General features: G+C 56.8%; 14 protein-coding genes. 4 read left to right on the plus strand and 10 right to left on the minus strand.

The window, feature by feature from the left end; genetic code table 11:
• Window positions 1–101: 101 nt before the first annotated feature.
• Window positions 102–1,556 carry a hypothetical protein gene (locus HY868_25715; GenBank protein ID MBI5305553.1) on the minus strand — a complete coding sequence of 485 codons (1,455 nt, stop codon included), beginning with the start codon at window positions 1,554–1,556 and terminating at the stop codon, window positions 102–104.
• A gap of 36 nt (window positions 1,557–1,592) precedes the next feature.
• Window positions 1,593–1,781 carry a hypothetical protein gene (locus tag HY868_25720; GenBank protein ID MBI5305554.1) on the minus strand — a complete coding sequence of 63 codons (189 nt, stop codon included), beginning with the start codon at window positions 1,779–1,781 and terminating at the stop codon, window positions 1,593–1,595.
• A 432-nt stretch (window positions 1,782–2,213) separates the two neighbouring features.
• Here HY868_25720 and HY868_25725 point away from each other — a divergent pair, with 432 nt between their 5' ends.
• Window positions 2,214–3,326: a hypothetical protein gene (locus tag HY868_25725; GenBank protein MBI5305555.1), complete on the plus strand. Its 1,113-nt coding sequence runs from the start codon at window positions 2,214–2,216 to the stop codon at window positions 3,324–3,326.
• A gap of 193 nt (window positions 3,327–3,519) precedes the next feature.
• On the opposite strand, the gene HY868_25730 is transcribed toward HY868_25725, so the two are convergent.
• From HY868_25730 to HY868_25740, 3 genes are all read right to left on the minus strand, one after another.
• Window positions 3,520–4,221: a Crp/Fnr family transcriptional regulator gene (locus tag HY868_25730; GenBank protein ID MBI5305556.1), complete on the minus strand. Its 702-nt coding sequence runs from the start codon at window positions 4,219–4,221 to the stop codon at window positions 3,520–3,522.
• Window positions 4,222–4,230: 9 nt separating this feature from the next.
• Entirely contained in the window at window positions 4,231–4,983 is a 753-nt protein-coding gene (tatC, locus tag HY868_25735; protein MBI5305557.1) for a twin-arginine translocase subunit TatC, read from the minus strand.
• Window positions 4,984–5,130: 147 nt separating this feature from the next.
• Window positions 5,131–5,343: a twin-arginine translocase TatA/TatE family subunit gene (locus HY868_25740; protein MBI5305558.1), complete on the minus strand. Its 213-nt coding sequence runs from the start codon at window positions 5,341–5,343 to the stop codon at window positions 5,131–5,133.
• A gap of 151 nt (window positions 5,344–5,494) precedes the next feature.
• Here HY868_25740 and xpt point away from each other — a divergent pair, with 151 nt between their 5' ends.
• The 3 genes from xpt (at window position 5,495) to HY868_25755 (ending at window position 7,995) form a co-directional block, all read left to right on the plus strand.
• Window positions 5,495–6,064 (plus strand): xanthine phosphoribosyltransferase, encoded by a 570-nt coding sequence (gene xpt / locus HY868_25745; GenBank protein ID MBI5305559.1) that lies wholly within the window; start codon window positions 5,495–5,497, stop codon window positions 6,062–6,064.
• A 92-nt stretch (window positions 6,065–6,156) separates the two neighbouring features.
• Window positions 6,157–7,704 (plus strand): glutamine-hydrolyzing GMP synthase, encoded by a 1,548-nt coding sequence (gene guaA / locus HY868_25750; protein MBI5305560.1) that lies wholly within the window; start codon window positions 6,157–6,159, stop codon window positions 7,702–7,704.
• A 57-nt stretch (window positions 7,705–7,761) separates the two neighbouring features.
• The gene (locus HY868_25755; GenBank protein MBI5305561.1) at window positions 7,762–7,995 is read left to right on the plus strand and encodes a hypothetical protein; all 234 of its coding nucleotides are present in this window, start codon (window positions 7,762–7,764) and stop codon (window positions 7,993–7,995) included.
• Window positions 7,996–8,124: 129 nt separating this feature from the next.
• Here HY868_25755 and HY868_25760 read toward each other — a convergent pair whose 3' ends face one another.
• The 5 genes from HY868_25760 to HY868_25780 all read right to left on the minus strand — a co-directional run bounded on the left by HY868_25760 (window position 8,125) and on the right by HY868_25780 (window position 14,574).
• Complete coding sequence (locus HY868_25760; protein ID MBI5305562.1) at window positions 8,125–8,781, minus strand: deoxynucleoside kinase; 657 nt, start codon at window positions 8,779–8,781, stop codon at window positions 8,125–8,127.
• Between the two features lie 103 nt (window positions 8,782–8,884).
• Window positions 8,885–9,829 (minus strand): alcohol dehydrogenase catalytic domain-containing protein, encoded by a 945-nt coding sequence (locus HY868_25765; protein ID MBI5305563.1) that lies wholly within the window; start codon window positions 9,827–9,829, stop codon window positions 8,885–8,887.
• A 454-nt stretch (window positions 9,830–10,283) separates the two neighbouring features.
• Window positions 10,284–11,633, minus strand: coding sequence for an RNA polymerase sigma factor RpoD (gene rpoD, locus HY868_25770; protein ID MBI5305564.1), 1,350 nt, complete (start codon window positions 11,631–11,633; stop codon window positions 10,284–10,286).
• Between the two features lie 40 nt (window positions 11,634–11,673).
• The gene (locus HY868_25775) at window positions 11,674–13,551 is read right to left on the minus strand and encodes a DNA primase (protein MBI5305565.1); all 1,878 of its coding nucleotides are present in this window, start codon (window positions 13,549–13,551) and stop codon (window positions 11,674–11,676) included.
• 171 nt (window positions 13,552–13,722) lie between these two features.
• Entirely contained in the window at window positions 13,723–14,574 is an 852-nt protein-coding gene (locus HY868_25780) for a fumarylacetoacetate hydrolase family protein (protein MBI5305566.1), read from the minus strand.
• Between the last annotated feature and the right edge of the window lie 136 nt (window positions 14,575–14,710).

The following is a 14,710-nucleotide window of genomic DNA, read 5'->3' on the forward strand; positions in this document are numbered from 1 at the left end:
CTCTGACCCTCCCCTTGCCCTCCCCTTGCCAAGGGGAGGGTTGGGAGGGGTTGATTCCTTCGCCGATTCGCGGCTCGCAATGACAGACCAAAGTGTTTGGTTCATTGGGATGCCTCTTCGAGTTCTTTCGACCATTTGCCTTTTGCCGCGAACAAATCCACAAGCCGCCAGATCATTAGCGCAGCGAGTGCGACGAGCACGGTTGCGAGACTCGCGTCAATAACGAACATCGTCATATCCACGATTGGTTGTTGCGCCGATTCGCTCACGTAGAGTCGCTTGGTCGAAAAGAACGCCGCCGCCGCAAACGCGAGATCGGACGCGACGATCACGACCCAACCAAACCACTGGCGCACCTTGCCCTTGAGTCCGATCATGTCCGCGTAGTAGAGCAAAATGATCGTCGCGCAAATCGCGGCGAGAATGTGCCAGTGCCCGGTTAGCGTCACGCGTTCTTCGCGCTGGAGCCACACACGAATCACTTTATCCAGCCGAATCGCCATAAAGATGCCGATGAACGTCACGACGAAATTCATGTACACCATTTGCCACAACGCGCCGAACTTGAGCGGGTCGTGTACGAGCGCGCCGATTTTCTGGACGAACGAGGGCTGGGCAATGTTTTGTTCGGCGAGTCGTTCGCGGATGAGTTTGCCGAAACCGAAAATCACCAGCAAGAGCGCGGACAACAAAATGAACACCGAGCCAACGTAGATAAAATTGTGCGCGATCTCCTCGAACGGAACGACGAGCCACACGCCCAACGTGATGATGATGGTGCCGGCGATCATCATCGGCATCGCGATTTTGTGGAGGACGCCTTTGAAATCGAGCCAGCGTCCGACGATGAGCGCGAGCGCGACCGCGATGAGCGTGAGCATAATGTGCAAGTGACCGATGACCGCAAGTTGCAACGCGTCCTTGTGAACCTCGCGCACCACATCTTCCGCGAGAAATGTTTTGAACCCATTGCCGGAGTACGATCCCGGAATCGCGCCAAAGAGCGATGAGCCGAGCGTCGCGACTGCCATCGTAAAGAACGCCGCGCGTTCCAAGTCTGCGCCGCGGCACGCGGCGTACTCGCTCCCTCGCGCGCCGTACTCCTTATCCCAAGGATTCAACGCGAGCGCGAGGAGAACGCCGGCGAAAAAGATGAGCGATTGCCCAAAGAGGAACAAGCCGTGGAAAATCCAGTTGTGTCCAAAGTACGCGAATGCCATTCCACAAATCTGCGAGGTGATGTAGCCAACGGTGATCGTGCTATTGATCGTCATGCGCCGCGACTCGTTCATCGGCAAAATCGCGTTGATGATGTACACCTCCATCGCGACGACTGCCATCGCAATCGTATGATACAACATCACGATGCGCCCCTCGCGCTCGGCAGGATTGAGGATCATGCCCGTCGCGCGGACGACTACATCGCGAATACCGAGTTCCGCCATTGGTCCCGAGAGCATTCCCCAGATCGCGGTTTCGAGCGCGATGAGCGCAATCGCGACGAGCACGAGTCCTTTGGTCGAACGAAAAAGAAAATTGAAACGGTGTGACAACATGCGTGGCTCCACAATTAATAATGCCTGCCGATGCGTTTACGCATCCGACAGGCAATTCAGCGCCTTTGGATCAAACTGCTCGCGCATCTTCGCGCCGAAAGTTTTGTTCTGCGGACAACCATACCATAAGATGGCGAAATCGTCATTGACTTTTGTCACATTGTTGAGTGGCGGTTCAGACCTTCCAGGCGCTTGCGCGAAACCTGCAAGGTTTGTGGGCTTCATCCATGAGTACTAGTACTCCAATGCCATTGAGCGAGGCGTCTATCTGTGGTTAGAATGAGATGCAATTGTCCCCCCAAACAAGTGTGTCTTCGAAACGTTTTCCATCGCTGATTGAGAACAAGCTCTACCGACGGCGCAAGGATCATCTCCATTCAACTGGCTGAGAATTTGTTCCCTAACGTTGCTTCGGTTTCCCGCGCGACACGCATTCTTGATCGCGTCGCTGCCGCATAGCGAAATGCGATGATGGCGCAGATGGAATGCGATTAGTCATTCAGCCCCGTGTGTCTTGGGAATTTCCGTGCTTTACCGCGCGCAAGGTTGATCCGTGAAACTTGCGGTTTACCACTTGGGGTAGACCGCCGCGACAACCGACATGTGATTGGCGAGTCCAAACTCTGGCGCGCGTGAAAAAAGAAAGGAGAAGTGAGTTTGAAAAAACTAGTCCTAGTTGTGACCATTCTGTTTGCGATGGGGTTTGCGTTCTTTCCCCAACAGCAGACTGGTACACTAACCAAACAGATTGCTGCATCCGCCGATGATGTCAATGAAGATGGGACAACCTTCGATGCCACCAGCAAGAACATGTGGATCGGGAACGTTCAATCCACAACCAACAGCTACACGGGGTTTCGTTTTACCGGGACGACGATTCCCAAAGGAGTGACGATAACCTCCGCGCGGCTCGAGGTCTACTCGATTCGTGATCAATGGATTCCGGTGGGTTTTTTGTTTGCGGCGGAGGCGGCGGATAACCCGACCGCATTCAGCGCATCGTCCAGACCTTCCCAGCGCACGTTGACCACACAACGCGTCGATATCCACAATGATGTTTCCTGGAATCAGGGCACGTGGTACACCTTTGACGTGATCCCGGTGGTCCAAGAAATAGTCAATCGTCCGGGCTGGCAATCCGGCAATGCCATCAACATGATCGTCAAAGGTACGGGCGGCGCGTGGGGCGCCAAGAGCATCGCGAGTTATGATCTTGCCCCGGCGAATGCCGCGCGCCTCGTCGTGAGCTATTCGTCGGGCGGCACCCCGGTGGCAACCGCGACGGCGACGCGCACGAACACGCCGATGCCCACCGCAACGGGAGTCCTACCGACCGCGACGCGCACGAACACGCCGATGCCCACCGCAACGGGAGTCCTACCGACCGCGACGCGCACATCCACACCGATCCCACCCGGCACCGCCGCGCCGACGCCAACCCAGGTGTTGGTGCCATCCATCATGTTGAATTCGGTGCCGCCCCAGGCATTGCCGGTCGGCTTGTTGACGATTCGCGTTCGCAATGCCGCGGGCGTTTATCTCAACGGTGTAGGAGTCAAGTTCCAGTCCTGCATTGCGCCAGGCGCGGGTGCGTGCACCGCGTACGAGGGTGACACAACCCTGGTTACTTTCAATCGGTTTAACTCGGACGGTATCATTCACTTGGCGGTCAACTGTGATACGTGGTATCGCTTGACGCTGGGTACCGTTGTGCGAGATGTCTACTTTTCGCCGACAACTGGTTATCAGTACGTCGAGTTCGTCCAGTAGCCGGCACGCGTGATGGCGTAGTCGAAATGACGCCGGGCTGATTAAAAATAGAGTGTCTCGCAACGATTCGTTGCGAGACACTTGTCTTTCAACTACTCATCCTTGCGAAGGTCGGCAAAGTGATTGGTACCCTTCGCAAGGATGGGGCTGGGCAGGCACCTGTCAAGGAGCAGTCCCGACGCAACATTCTGGGTCAGCCGCGAAAGAGGGTGGTCTCCAATTGCGCCAATCGCGCGAGCATCGCGGGATCGCGCACTTGAATGTGCGCGCGTGTGGAAACGATGTGCCCTTCATCTTTGAACGCTTTCAGCGAACGACTCAACGCTTCGGGTACCGTCGCGATGCGCGCGGCGAGTTCTTGATTCGAATGCGCGTGGCGGTCAATCGTGCGCGCGCCATTGTGGCTGAGGTCGAGCAAAAGTTTCGCGGTGCGCGAGAGGACGGAACGAAACGAGAGGTCTTCGTACTGCGCCACGAGCACGCGGTAGCGCAGCGCGAGTACGCGGAGCAAGCCCAACCCGATGAGTGGATAGCGCTCCAACAACGCGTGGAAACTTTCATGGCTCACATTCCACGTCGTGCAGTCTTGGGTCGCGCGTGCGGTCGCAAGATTGACGCCGCCGTCGAGCGCGCTGACCTCGTTGAACATGATGATCGGCTCGACGACGGAGATGATGGATTCGTGTCCTTGCGGACCGAGTTTATACAACTGCACGCGTCCATTCATCAACACGAACATGCCAGCGCTCGCTTCGCCTTCGCCGAAAATGAGCGACCCAACCGGGAACCGACGTACTTGTCCTGCCGCGACAATTGTGGTGAGATCCGCTGTACGCATCCCTTGAAAATGGGGGACGGTCCGCAGTTGTTCGGCGAGCGATGACGCGTCGTACATCGCGAATCCTTACGCGGTTTTTTGCGGAGCGATGGTGGGGGCGGGTTTCGGCACAACCCAGCGCGATGCAAAGAGCGCGATTTCGTACAGCAACACCATCGGCATCATCACGACGGTTGGCGCGACGATGGGATCAGCCACGGGCGTCACGAGTTCGGCGAAAACAAAGATGACGAACCATGCAATTTTGCGCTGCTTGCGAAGTTGTTGCGGGCTTACAATGCCGATGCGGACGAGCACCAGGAGCACGATTGGCAATTCAAACGCAATGCCGGTGGCTAATAGAAAATAGGTGACGAACGAGATGTACTGATCTGCCATCGGGAGATACGCGATCGGGCTTGCATTCGGGTCGCCAAACATTCCGATCAACACGGTGAACATGTTGCTCAACATCACATAGCCGAAGAGGTTGCCCAGCAGAAAGAGCACCACCATCGCGACGACGCCAGGGACGAGCCAGCGTTTTTCATGCGGCAACAAGCCAGGTTCGAGGAACTTGAGCACCTGATAGATCCAGATCGGCGCGGCGAGCGCAATGCCGCCGTACAGCGCGACGCGAAAACGTACCATAAAGCCGTCCATCGGGCTGGGCGCTTGAAGCTTGAGGTTGCCGGCGGGCGCGGTCAAAAGGTACAACAATGTATCAGCAAAAAAGTAGGCAATCGTCGTCGTGACGAGAATCGCGATCAACGCGATGAACAAGCGGCGGCGGATTTCTTCGAGATGATCGAGAAACCCCATGCGTTTTTCTTCGGGCATACGGATAAACTCTATAGACACGTAGACAGGTAAACAAGCGACCGGACTTGTTTACCTGTCTACGCGTCCACCTGTTAATCTATCGAACCTGGGTTTTGCAAAAATAACTTTACCTTGCAAAAGTTCGGCAAGTTATTTTTTCTGTCCCTAGGACTTGGGCGCGGGTGGTTCTTCCTTCTTGACGTCGGCGGGCTTTTGCAATTCTTCGTTCAAACTCTGGGTCGCTTCTTTCGTCGCGCTTTGGAATTCTTTCAACGTCCTGCCGATTGCTTTGCCCAACTCCGGCAAACGCGAGGGACCGAAAATCAACAGCGCCACAACCAGAATGATGACCAAATGGGTAGGTTGCAAACCAAACATGTTCGTATGCTCCTTTCTCGAACTGCTTCGTAAACGATTGTAGCATAGAATCACACCCCGCGCAAATCGGGCGAAACTTTCACGCGCCAAAAACGCAATCTCGTGGTATACTGATTGCCGTTATTTGATTTTTATTCTGACGGAGGCAATCATGCAAGAGTTGCAAGATCGGATTCTCAAGGAAGGGCGCAACCTGGGCGGCGGCATTCTCAAGGTAGATTCGTTTCTCAATCATCAAATTGATCCCGCATTGATGGTGCGGGTCGGCGGCGAATTGGCGCACCGCTTGGCGCACACGCAGCCGACCAAAGTGTTGACTGCGGAAACGAGCGGCATCGCGCCCGCGCTCGCCACCGCGGCGGCGCTCAACATTCCGCTCGTCTTTGCGCGCAAGAGTCCGCCGTTGACGATGGATTACACGATTGTGCGCGAAGCGTGCCAATCGCGTACGCACAACAAGCAGGTCGAACTGATGGTCTCGACCGAGTACTTGCGCGCCGGTGATCGCGTGTTGATCGTGGATGATTTTCTCGCCACCGCGCAAACAATCCTCGCACTCGCGCGCTTGACGGCGAAGGTCAACGCGCAACTCGTTGGCATCGGGACCGTGATCGAAAAAGAATTCGAACACGGACGCGAAAACGCGCGCGATCTCAACGTGCCGATTACCAGTCTCGCGGTCATCGCGAGCATGGACGACGGCAAAATCGTATTCAAATAATTCCCTTCCCTGCGGAGCGGGGGAGGCGATGGTGTGACATCCTGCGGCGCAAAGCGCCGCGTCAAGGATGCACCATCGGGGTGGGGGTTGGTTTGTCCGACACAATCGCAATTCTCGATTTCGGTTCACAGTACACACAACTGATTGCGCGGCGCGTGCGCGAACTTGCCGTTTACTCCGAGCTTGTGCCGTACGATGCAACGCGCGACGAAATCGCGCGGCTCAATCCGCGCGGCATCATCTTGTCCGGCGGTCCTGCCAGTGTCTACGACGATGGCGCGCCCACATTGCCGGATTATGTGCTCGACCTGGGTATTCCGGTTCTCGGTATTTGCTACGGGATGGGCTTGCTCGCGCTCAACCTCGGCGGACGCGTTGAACGGTCGGCGCAACGCGAGTACGGTCCGGCGACGATTCAAGTGGATCGCGCGGAAAGTCTGTTCGCCGATTTGCCCGCGTCGCTCGACGTGTGGATGAGCCACGGCGATCAAATCACCGCGTTGCCACCTGGGTTTACCGCGCTCGCGCACAGCGACACGTGTCCCTTCGCCGCGATGGCAGACCCTGCGCGAAAATTGTACGCATTGCAATTCCATCCCGAAGTGGCGCACACGCCGCGCGGCACCGACATCTTGCGCCATTTTCTCTACGATGTGTGCGCGTGTCACGGCGATTGGACACCGCACGCGTTCATCGAATCGTCCATCGCGCAAATTCGCGCGCGCGTCGGCAATGGACGCGTGTTGTGCGCGTTGAGCGGCGGCGTTGATTCGACGGTCGCCGCGACGCTCGTCGGCCGCGCGATTGGCGAGCAGTTGGTGTGCGTGTTTGTAGATCATGGACTCTTGCGCGAGGGCGAAGCGCGCGCGGTGATCGAATTGTTCCAACAAAAACTTGATCTGGAAATCGTGCCGGTGGACGCGAGCGCGCGTTTTCTCACCAAGTTGCAAGACGTGACCGACCCGGAAGCCAAGCGCAAGATCATCGGCACAGAATTTGTGCGCGTGTTTGAAGAGACCGCCGAGTCGCTCGCGAGCGACAAGCCAATGCGATTTCTCGCGCAAGGCACGCTGTACCCGGATGTCATCGAATCGCGCGCGCCGGAACGCCGCGCCGCCGCGCGCATCAAAACGCATCACAATGTTGGCGGGCTGCCGGAGGATTTGCAATTCGAGTTGATCGAGCCGTTGCGCTATCTTTTCAAAGACGAAGTACGGGCGGTGGGCTTGGAATTAGGTTTGCCGGAGCAAGTGGTCTATCGTCAACCCTTCCCAGGTCCAGGTCTCGCCGTGCGAATTCTCGGCGCGGTTACCCAAGACCGAATTATGATGCTGCGCGGCGCGGATGCGATCACGCGCGAAGAGATCGAACGCGCGGGATTGGGGCGCGAGGTGTGGCAGTACTTTGCCGTACTGACGCCGCTCAAGACGGTCGGCGTGATGGGCGATGGGCGCACGTACGATAACGTCGTCGCGATTCGCGCGGTGACGAGCAGTGACGGGATGACGGCGGACTGGGCGCGCTTGCCGTACGAGGTGCTGGCGCGCATCAGCAGTCGCATCGTCAACGAAGTGCGCGGAGTAAATCGCGTCGTCTACGACGTGACGAGCAAACCACCGGGAACGATTGAGTGGGAGTAGGGGTATTTTCGATTTTCGATTTCTGATTTTTGATTTCCAGACGAAAGGAGACGCACCATGATCAACCTGGGATTGATGGACATTATCTTGTTGGTGATTCTCGTTTTAGCGTTGGTCTACTCAAATCGCAGAAAGACGATGACGCCGTTCTATGTGGTGTTGGCGTTGCTCGTGATGATCGAATTCGAACGATTGTTTCCGGGATTATTTCCTGCCGTTGTGCGCGGCGTAGATGCGATCAACGCGCAACTGCCGCACGTGCAGATTTCTCCGATCATCACGATCAAGTAGTGTAACTGCAAAGCGCAACTCAATTTCAGGCACTGAGCGCACAGAGGTCATAGAGGAATTCATAGATGTTCCCTGTGCCCGCTGTGGCATTCCTGACCAGTTACCAAATGGAAAAAAAAGGCGAAGGAATTACTCCTTCGCCTTGCCATTTTCAAACAGGGTTTGTTGATAAACGCCGACTTGAAGTTTGGCGCGAATGCGATCGAGCACCGCGCGCAAGTCATCGGCGTGGCGCACGATATCCAATTGATCGGTGTCAATCGTCAGCACCGGCGCAGCGGTATAGTGCGCGAAAAAATTCTCGTACGCGTCCGCGAGCGCGGCGATGTACTCGCGTTCCATCGCGCGCTCGTACGCGCGGTCGCGCAATGCGATGCGCTCCATCAATGTATCGGTCTCGGCGCGCAAATAGACGACCAGATCGGGCGACGGAATCTTGGTTGCCATGATGTCTTGGACGCTTTCGTACATCGCCAGTTCGTCGCCGTCAATCGTCAAGCGTGCGAAAATCTTGTTCTTGTCGAACGAGTAATCACTAATCAGATCGCTTTGCGCGAGCGCGGCAGGTACGGCTTCGTGCTGTTGATGGTAGCGACTGAGCAAAAAGAAAATCTGGGTTTGAAACGCGTACCGCTTGCGATCCTGATAAAAGCGCGCGAGAAATGGATTCTCCTCGAACACTTCGAGCAGAACCTGGGCGTTAAACTCGCGTTGCGCCAATCGCACGAGCGTCGTCTTGCCGACGCCGATGACGCCTTCGATGGCGATGTAGAAATTTTTCGACAATGCTGCCTCGCAGGGAAAAAGGTGAATAGGTAAACAGGGAAACGAGAAAACAAGGGAAATGAAGGAAATGGGGGAAATAAATGAATGTTTTCCCTCATTTCCTTCATTTCCTTATTTCCTGCATGACAAGTTGTACTTTCAACACGCCCGGCTGAACCGCGCGTTCAAACGCTTCGACGCCGCGCACAAGCGGATACTCGGCGGTGCTGAGCGAGTCCACGTCCACAAGTCGTTGTTCGAGCAAACGCAACGCGGGTGCGAATGGTCCACACCGCGAACCGATGATCGAAATTTCATCAATCACAATCGGCGCGAACGGCATCTCTTGCGCACCGTGAAATGTGGATTTCAGCACGAGCGTTCCACGCGGGCGCAACAATTTTCGCGCCAACTCGAATCCGCTTGCGTGTCCCGCGCAATCCACCACGAGATCGAACGCGCCGCGCATCGCGTCTGCGTCGGTCGTCGTCGCGATGCCGCGGCGCGCGAGAATCGCGAGCTTGCTCGCGTGCCGACCGACGACGAGCAAATCGCAACCGGTCAGCGCGAGGACTTGCGCGCAGAGCAGACCCAGTTTGCCATCGCCAATCACCGCGACGCGATCGGTCGGGTGAATGTGGATGCGCTCCGTGATTTCACACGCGGCGGCGAGCGGCTCGACGAACACGGCTTGCGCGTCGGAAACTAAATCGGGAACGCGATGCAAAATCCGCGTGGGCAAAGTCAGGTACTCGGCGAACGCGCCATCGCGATTCACGATGCCGAGCGTTGTGCGATTTGGACAGTGGGTCGGATCGCCGCGCAAACACGTCGGGCATTCGCCGCAGTACGCGTTGATCTCGCCGACGACGCGCGTCCCATCATCGGTCACGCCGACGAACTCGTGACCCAGCACGCCGCGATAGCCCATGTATCCTTTGACGATTTCGATGTCAGTGTTGCAAATCCCCGCGCGCAACACGCGCACGCGCGCTTCGCCGGCAGGCGCGTGCGGCGTTGGATAATCGCGCACGAGTTTGATTTCACCATCAAAGACGAGTGCGTTCATCTGGGTCTCCTTGTCGCCGCAACTATACCACGCGGCGCGCGACGTGTCAACGAAAAAGACCTTCGAGGTTTTTCAAAACCTCGAAGGTCTACAGTGTGGCTCCTCGGCTAGGACTCGAACCTAGAACATCGCGGTTACGTCTACCCTCACATTTCTGAGAGGAACGGACTATCTCATCACCCACGTGGGGTGTCGGGCGCTGTCGGGGCTTATTGGTTGGCTCCTCATCCCCTAGTCTCTGCACCTTTCTGACTACGTTTGCCATTCGTCAGACTTGGCTCAGGATTACCATCGCGTTTTCACGCGTCCAGGTTTCCCTGACTTCACCCGATTTTTCCGCTACTCATTGCTGAGTAGGGCTGCAATTCAATACAGCCGCGCGCTCTGCCAGTTGAGCTACCGAGGAATATTCAGTTGCGTTGGTATTATACGCAAGAACGATTTCAGGTCAAATTTACGCGAGATAATCTTTCAGTTTCCGGCTTCGCAACGGATGCCGCAATTTGCGTAACGCTTTCGCTTCGATTTGGCGAATACGTTCGCGCGTAACGCCAAATTCTTGTCCGACTTCTTCGAGCGTGCGCGCTTGCCCATCGCGCAGACCAAAGCGCAGTTCCAGCACGCGGCGCTCGCGCTCGCCCAACTGGTCGAGCACGTCCTGCATCTGCTCCTTGAGCAATTGGCGCGATGCCTGGTCGGCGGGACCGGGCACGGACTCGTCCTCGATGAAATCGGCGAGCGACGAATTTTCTTCGGTGCCGACCGGTGTTTCGAGCGACATTGGCTCTTGCGCGATTTTCAGAATGCGGCGCACTTTGAGCGCGGCGCGTTTCAAGCGGCGTTCGAGCATCGGTTCGAGCGACTCGCCTTCGGCTTGCTCTTCGAGTATCGCGCGGCGATCTTCGGGCGGGAGAATTTCCATCTCGAGCGCGATTTCGTCGGAGGTCGGCTCGCGTCCCAGTTCCTGGGTCAAGCGGCGCGACACACGCAACAACCGATTGATCGTTTCGACCATGTGCACCGGAATGCGAATCGTGCGCGCTTGATCGGCAATCGCGCGCGTGATCGCCTGGCGAATCCACCAGGTCGCGTACGTCGAAAACTTGAACCCCTTGGATTGATCGAACCGTTCGACCGCGCGCAACAATCCGATGTTGCCTTCCTGAATCAAATCGAGCAACGACATCCCGCGTCCGATGTAGCGCTTGGCGACGCTGACGACCAAACGCAAATTCGCCTCGGCGAGTTTTTGTCGCGCGAGTTCCGCGGATTGAATCGTGGCTTCTAAACGCGTTTTTGTTTTCGCGTTGATCTGCTTGCGTTCGAGCGATTTGTGCGCGGCTTCGCCCTGTTCCATCGCAGTTGCCAGGCGTGTTTCGTCCTGCGAATTGAGCAGTGGTACGCGCCCGATCTCGCGCAAATACATTCGCACCGGATCGCCAACCACCTCGGGCACATCGAATTCGAGTGGCGCGACCGTGTCTTTTTCCGGTGCGGATTCTTCTTCAGGTTCGATTTCTTCCGGCACTGGGAGACGCCCGTTGTTCACGATCTTGATGCGCATCTCGCCGAGCAGTTGTTTCAAATCGGCGATTTGTTCCGGATCGTCTTCGATCTCCGGAAATACTTCGCGCACCTGTTCGATGGACAAACGTTTGCGCGGTCCGGCTTTTTTGACGAGCGCGTCGAGCGCGGCGTCTTGATCGGGCAAGTCCGCCGCGCGCGCCCACGCCGCATCCGGTTTCGCGCCGGGCAAATTCGCCGCGAGCACCAACACGGATGAAGACTTTTTGGTCTTTTTCATTTGCTTGGGTGCTGGGGTTTTCTTTTTCGCAGTCATGCGCCTAGATCATTCCTGCCGCGTAAAACGGGTTGGGTTTGAGTAACGTACGTGCGCTCAAAGCTTTCTGTCCATCGGTCAAGCGTTTGCGTAAAAAATCCACGCGCTCGCGTAAGAGTTGTTCATCTTCAGTCGTATGTTCGTCGTCCTGATCGCGTAACATCACTTCGAGTTGCGCGAGTTCGGTTTTGTCGTGTTGTAAACGCAAGCGGTACGCGGTGCGTTCCAATTCGCGTGCCGCATCCGCCGCGTTCAATTCCGGCAATGGGTCGCCGCGCTGCGTCAATTGATCATAATACGGTTGGAGCGATTCGTCGAGCGAAGCGCGAAAGGATTCGCGTTCAAAGAAATCGTTCGCGACGGCAAAATCAATCAGCGCGAGATACATCGCGCGTCCCGCCGCGTCGTCGAAATCTTCCGGGTCGAGAAACGCGATATGCGATAAATGCTCCGGCGTCCGCAACGCGAGCGTCAACAAATACTCTTCGAGTTTTGAAACCGGCGCTGGCGCATAAACCGGCGTTTCGCTCGGCGGCGGCGTGGCGCGGGCGGCGCGTTTCGTGTGCCCGATCTCTTGCGCGACGACCTGCTCGGACACGCCGACGAGCCGCGCGAGTTGTTGCGTGTAATGCGCGCGCTGCACCGCGTCGCCCACTTCGCGGACGACCGGCGCAAGGCGTTTGACCGCGATGGATTTGTCGCGCGCGAGTTTCAGATCGAGATCACGCGTCAACGCGTGCAGAAAAAAATCTACGAGCGGCTCGGCGTGCTCGACCAGGTTTTGCCATCGGTCCGGCGCGTCGTGAATCAACTCGTCGGGGTCTTGTCCCGCTGGCAACGAAATCACGAGCAATTCCGCTTCGAGGCGCTCCTCAAAACCAACCAAGCCCGCGCCAAGTGGAACTGGGACAGTCTTGCGGTCTAACGCTTCGCGGGCAACTTGGAGACCGCGCTTGGTCGCTTCTTCGCCTGCCGCATCCGGATCGAGCGCGAGCGCATATCGTTTCGTCAATCGCTTGAGCAGTTCGAGTTGCTTTTGCGTGAGCGCAGTGCCGAGCGACGCGACGACGTTCTTGAATCCGCCCTGGTGCGCGCCGATCACGTCCATGTATCCTTCGACGATGACCGCGAGGTTCTGCGCGCGAATCGCGTCCTTGGCGAGATCGAGTCCGTAGAGCGTACTGCTCTTGTCGAACAGCGCGGTCTGCGGCGAGTTGAGATACTTGGGTTCTTCGCCGCTCAACGTGCGCGCGCCAAACCCGGTCACTTCGCCGTTGCGATTGCGAATCGGAAACATCAAGCGTCCGCGAAAGCGATCATAAGTCGTGCCGCGTTCGCCTTTGATGCTCAAGCCCGCGGCTTCGAGATCGTGAACCGCAAATCCTTTGCCGGTGAGAAACGATTCGAGACCTTGCCACTCGTTCAACGCATAGCCGAGTTGAAACGCGTCAATCGTTTCCGGTTTGATGAAACGTTTTGCGAGATAGTCGCGCGCGTGTTGCGCCGCCGGATTATTTTTGAGCAAGTGATGGTAATGTGCCGCCGCCGTGGCGAGAATCTCGCGCAGGCGTTTGCGTTCGTCGCTTTCGCCGGGCGACTCGCGCACGAGTTCGACGCCGGCGCGTTGCGCGAGCCGGCGCAGCGCCTCGCCGAAATCCAGGTTCTCCTTCTTCATCAAGAAGGTGAATACATCGCCGCCTGTCGCGCACGAGCCAAAGCAATGCCACGTGCCTTGATCGGGAAAAACGATGAACGAAGGAGTTTTCTCGTTGTGAAAAGGACAGAGCGCCTTGAAATTGCGCCCTGCTTTTTTTAACTCGGTGTACTGTCCGATGAAATCTACAACGTCAATCTTTAATTTGATTTCATCAACAACCGACATCGTGAATCCCGGCTAACAAAAAATTGCAGAGAAATTTTGCGGGAGTATATTGTCACAACTCGAAAGGAATGTCAAGATAGGTCGCGCTTGTTCGTTGCGAGCGAAGCGAAGCAATCCCCAATTTGATGTGAAGATTGCTTCGTCGTCCAGCATTGACACGCGCAAATGGGTCTAGACCCCGATCACGCGATTGCGAATCACGCCGATGTGTTCGATTTCACTTTCGAGTACGTCGCCCGGTTTCAAGAATTCCGGCGGTTTGCGCGCAAAGCCAACGCCGGCGGGCGTGCCGGTCGTGATGATGTCGCCCGGTTCGAGCGTGAGCGTGCGTGATAATTCCGCGATGGTGAACGCGACCGAGTAGATCATATCGCGCGTGTGACCGTCTTGCTTGACGAGGTTGTTGACGCGGCAACGCAGACTCAGGGTTTGCGGATCGGGAATCTCGTCCGCGGTGACGATCCACGGACCCATCGGGCAATAGCCGTCCACCGATTTGCCGATAAAGAATTGGCTCGTGCGATCCTGCAAATCGCGCGCGGTCACATCGTTGATGATCGTGTACCCGAACACGTAATCGAGTGCGTCCGCTTGGCGAACCTTGCGCGCGCGTTTACCGATGACGACGCCGAGTTCGACTTCCCAATCAATTTGGACGGACACGTCGGGATCAATCACTATGTCGCCGAACGGCGCGTTGACCGTCGTCGGCGCTTTGGTGAAGACGACCGGTGGGCTGATCGCCGCGCCGCGCGCGCCGGCGGATTCTTTTGCGTGCTCGCCATAGTTGCGTCCGAGCGCAAAGATATTTTTGCGCGGACGTGGAATCGGTGCGAGCAGGCGCACGCGATCGAGCGAAATCGTTTCGCGCGCGAGCGCCGCGATGTGTTGCGCCTCGGCGAGTTTGCCCGCGTCAATCAACGCGAGCATTGTCGGCGCGACGGCATCGAGCGGTACGATATTCTCGCCGCTCACCGCGCCGAGGCGCGACTTGTTGTCGAGTTCGAACGTAACTAGTTTCATGGTTTCTCCTCGTATAATAGATTTGCACGAACAGGGTGTCCCAGAGAAAATGACTCGGCGTTTCGACGGGTCACGTGGGCAGTTCTTTTTCTCCATGTTGGCTCGTGACTTCTTTTCAAAGACTGTTACCCACGCC

The sequence above is a fragment of the Chloroflexota bacterium genome (assembly GCA_016219275.1).
Taxonomy (GTDB): domain Bacteria; phylum Chloroflexota; class Anaerolineae; order UBA4142; family UBA4142; genus JACRBM01.

What these genes read in the sequence shown, in the direction of transcription:
- HY868_25765 (MBI5305563.1), bottom strand. Translation starts at nt 9,829, where the DNA reads ATGAACGCACTCGTCTTTGATGGTGAAATCAAACTCGTGCGCGATTAT.
- HY868_25720 (MBI5305554.1), bottom strand. Translation starts at nt 1,781, where the DNA reads ATGAAGCCCACAAACCTTGCAGGTTTCGCGCAAGCGCCTGGAAGGTCT.
- tatC (MBI5305557.1), bottom strand. Translation starts at nt 4,983, where the DNA reads ATGCCCGAAGAAAAACGCATGGGGTTTCTCGATCATCTCGAAGAAATC.
- HY868_25730 (MBI5305556.1), bottom strand. Translation starts at nt 4,221, where the DNA reads ATGTACGACGCGTCATCGCTCGCCGAACAACTGCGGACCGTCCCCCAT.
- HY868_25780 (MBI5305566.1), bottom strand. Translation starts at nt 14,574, where the DNA reads ATGAAACTAGTTACGTTCGAACTCGACAACAAGTCGCGCCTCGGCGCG.
- HY868_25755 (MBI5305561.1), top strand. Translation starts at nt 7,762, where the DNA reads ATGATCAACCTGGGATTGATGGACATTATCTTGTTGGTGATTCTCGTT.
- HY868_25715 (MBI5305553.1), bottom strand. Translation starts at nt 1,556, where the DNA reads ATGTTGTCACACCGTTTCAATTTTCTTTTTCGTTCGACCAAAGGACTC.
- rpoD (MBI5305564.1), bottom strand. Translation starts at nt 11,633, where the DNA reads ATGAAAAAGACCAAAAAGTCTTCATCCGTGTTGGTGCTCGCGGCGAAT.
- HY868_25775 (MBI5305565.1), bottom strand. Translation starts at nt 13,551, where the DNA reads ATGTCGGTTGTTGATGAAATCAAATTAAAGATTGACGTTGTAGATTTC.
- xpt (MBI5305559.1), top strand. Translation starts at nt 5,495, where the DNA reads ATGCAAGAGTTGCAAGATCGGATTCTCAAGGAAGGGCGCAACCTGGGC.
- HY868_25740 (MBI5305558.1), bottom strand. Translation starts at nt 5,343, where the DNA reads ATGTTTGGTTTGCAACCTACCCATTTGGTCATCATTCTGGTTGTGGCG.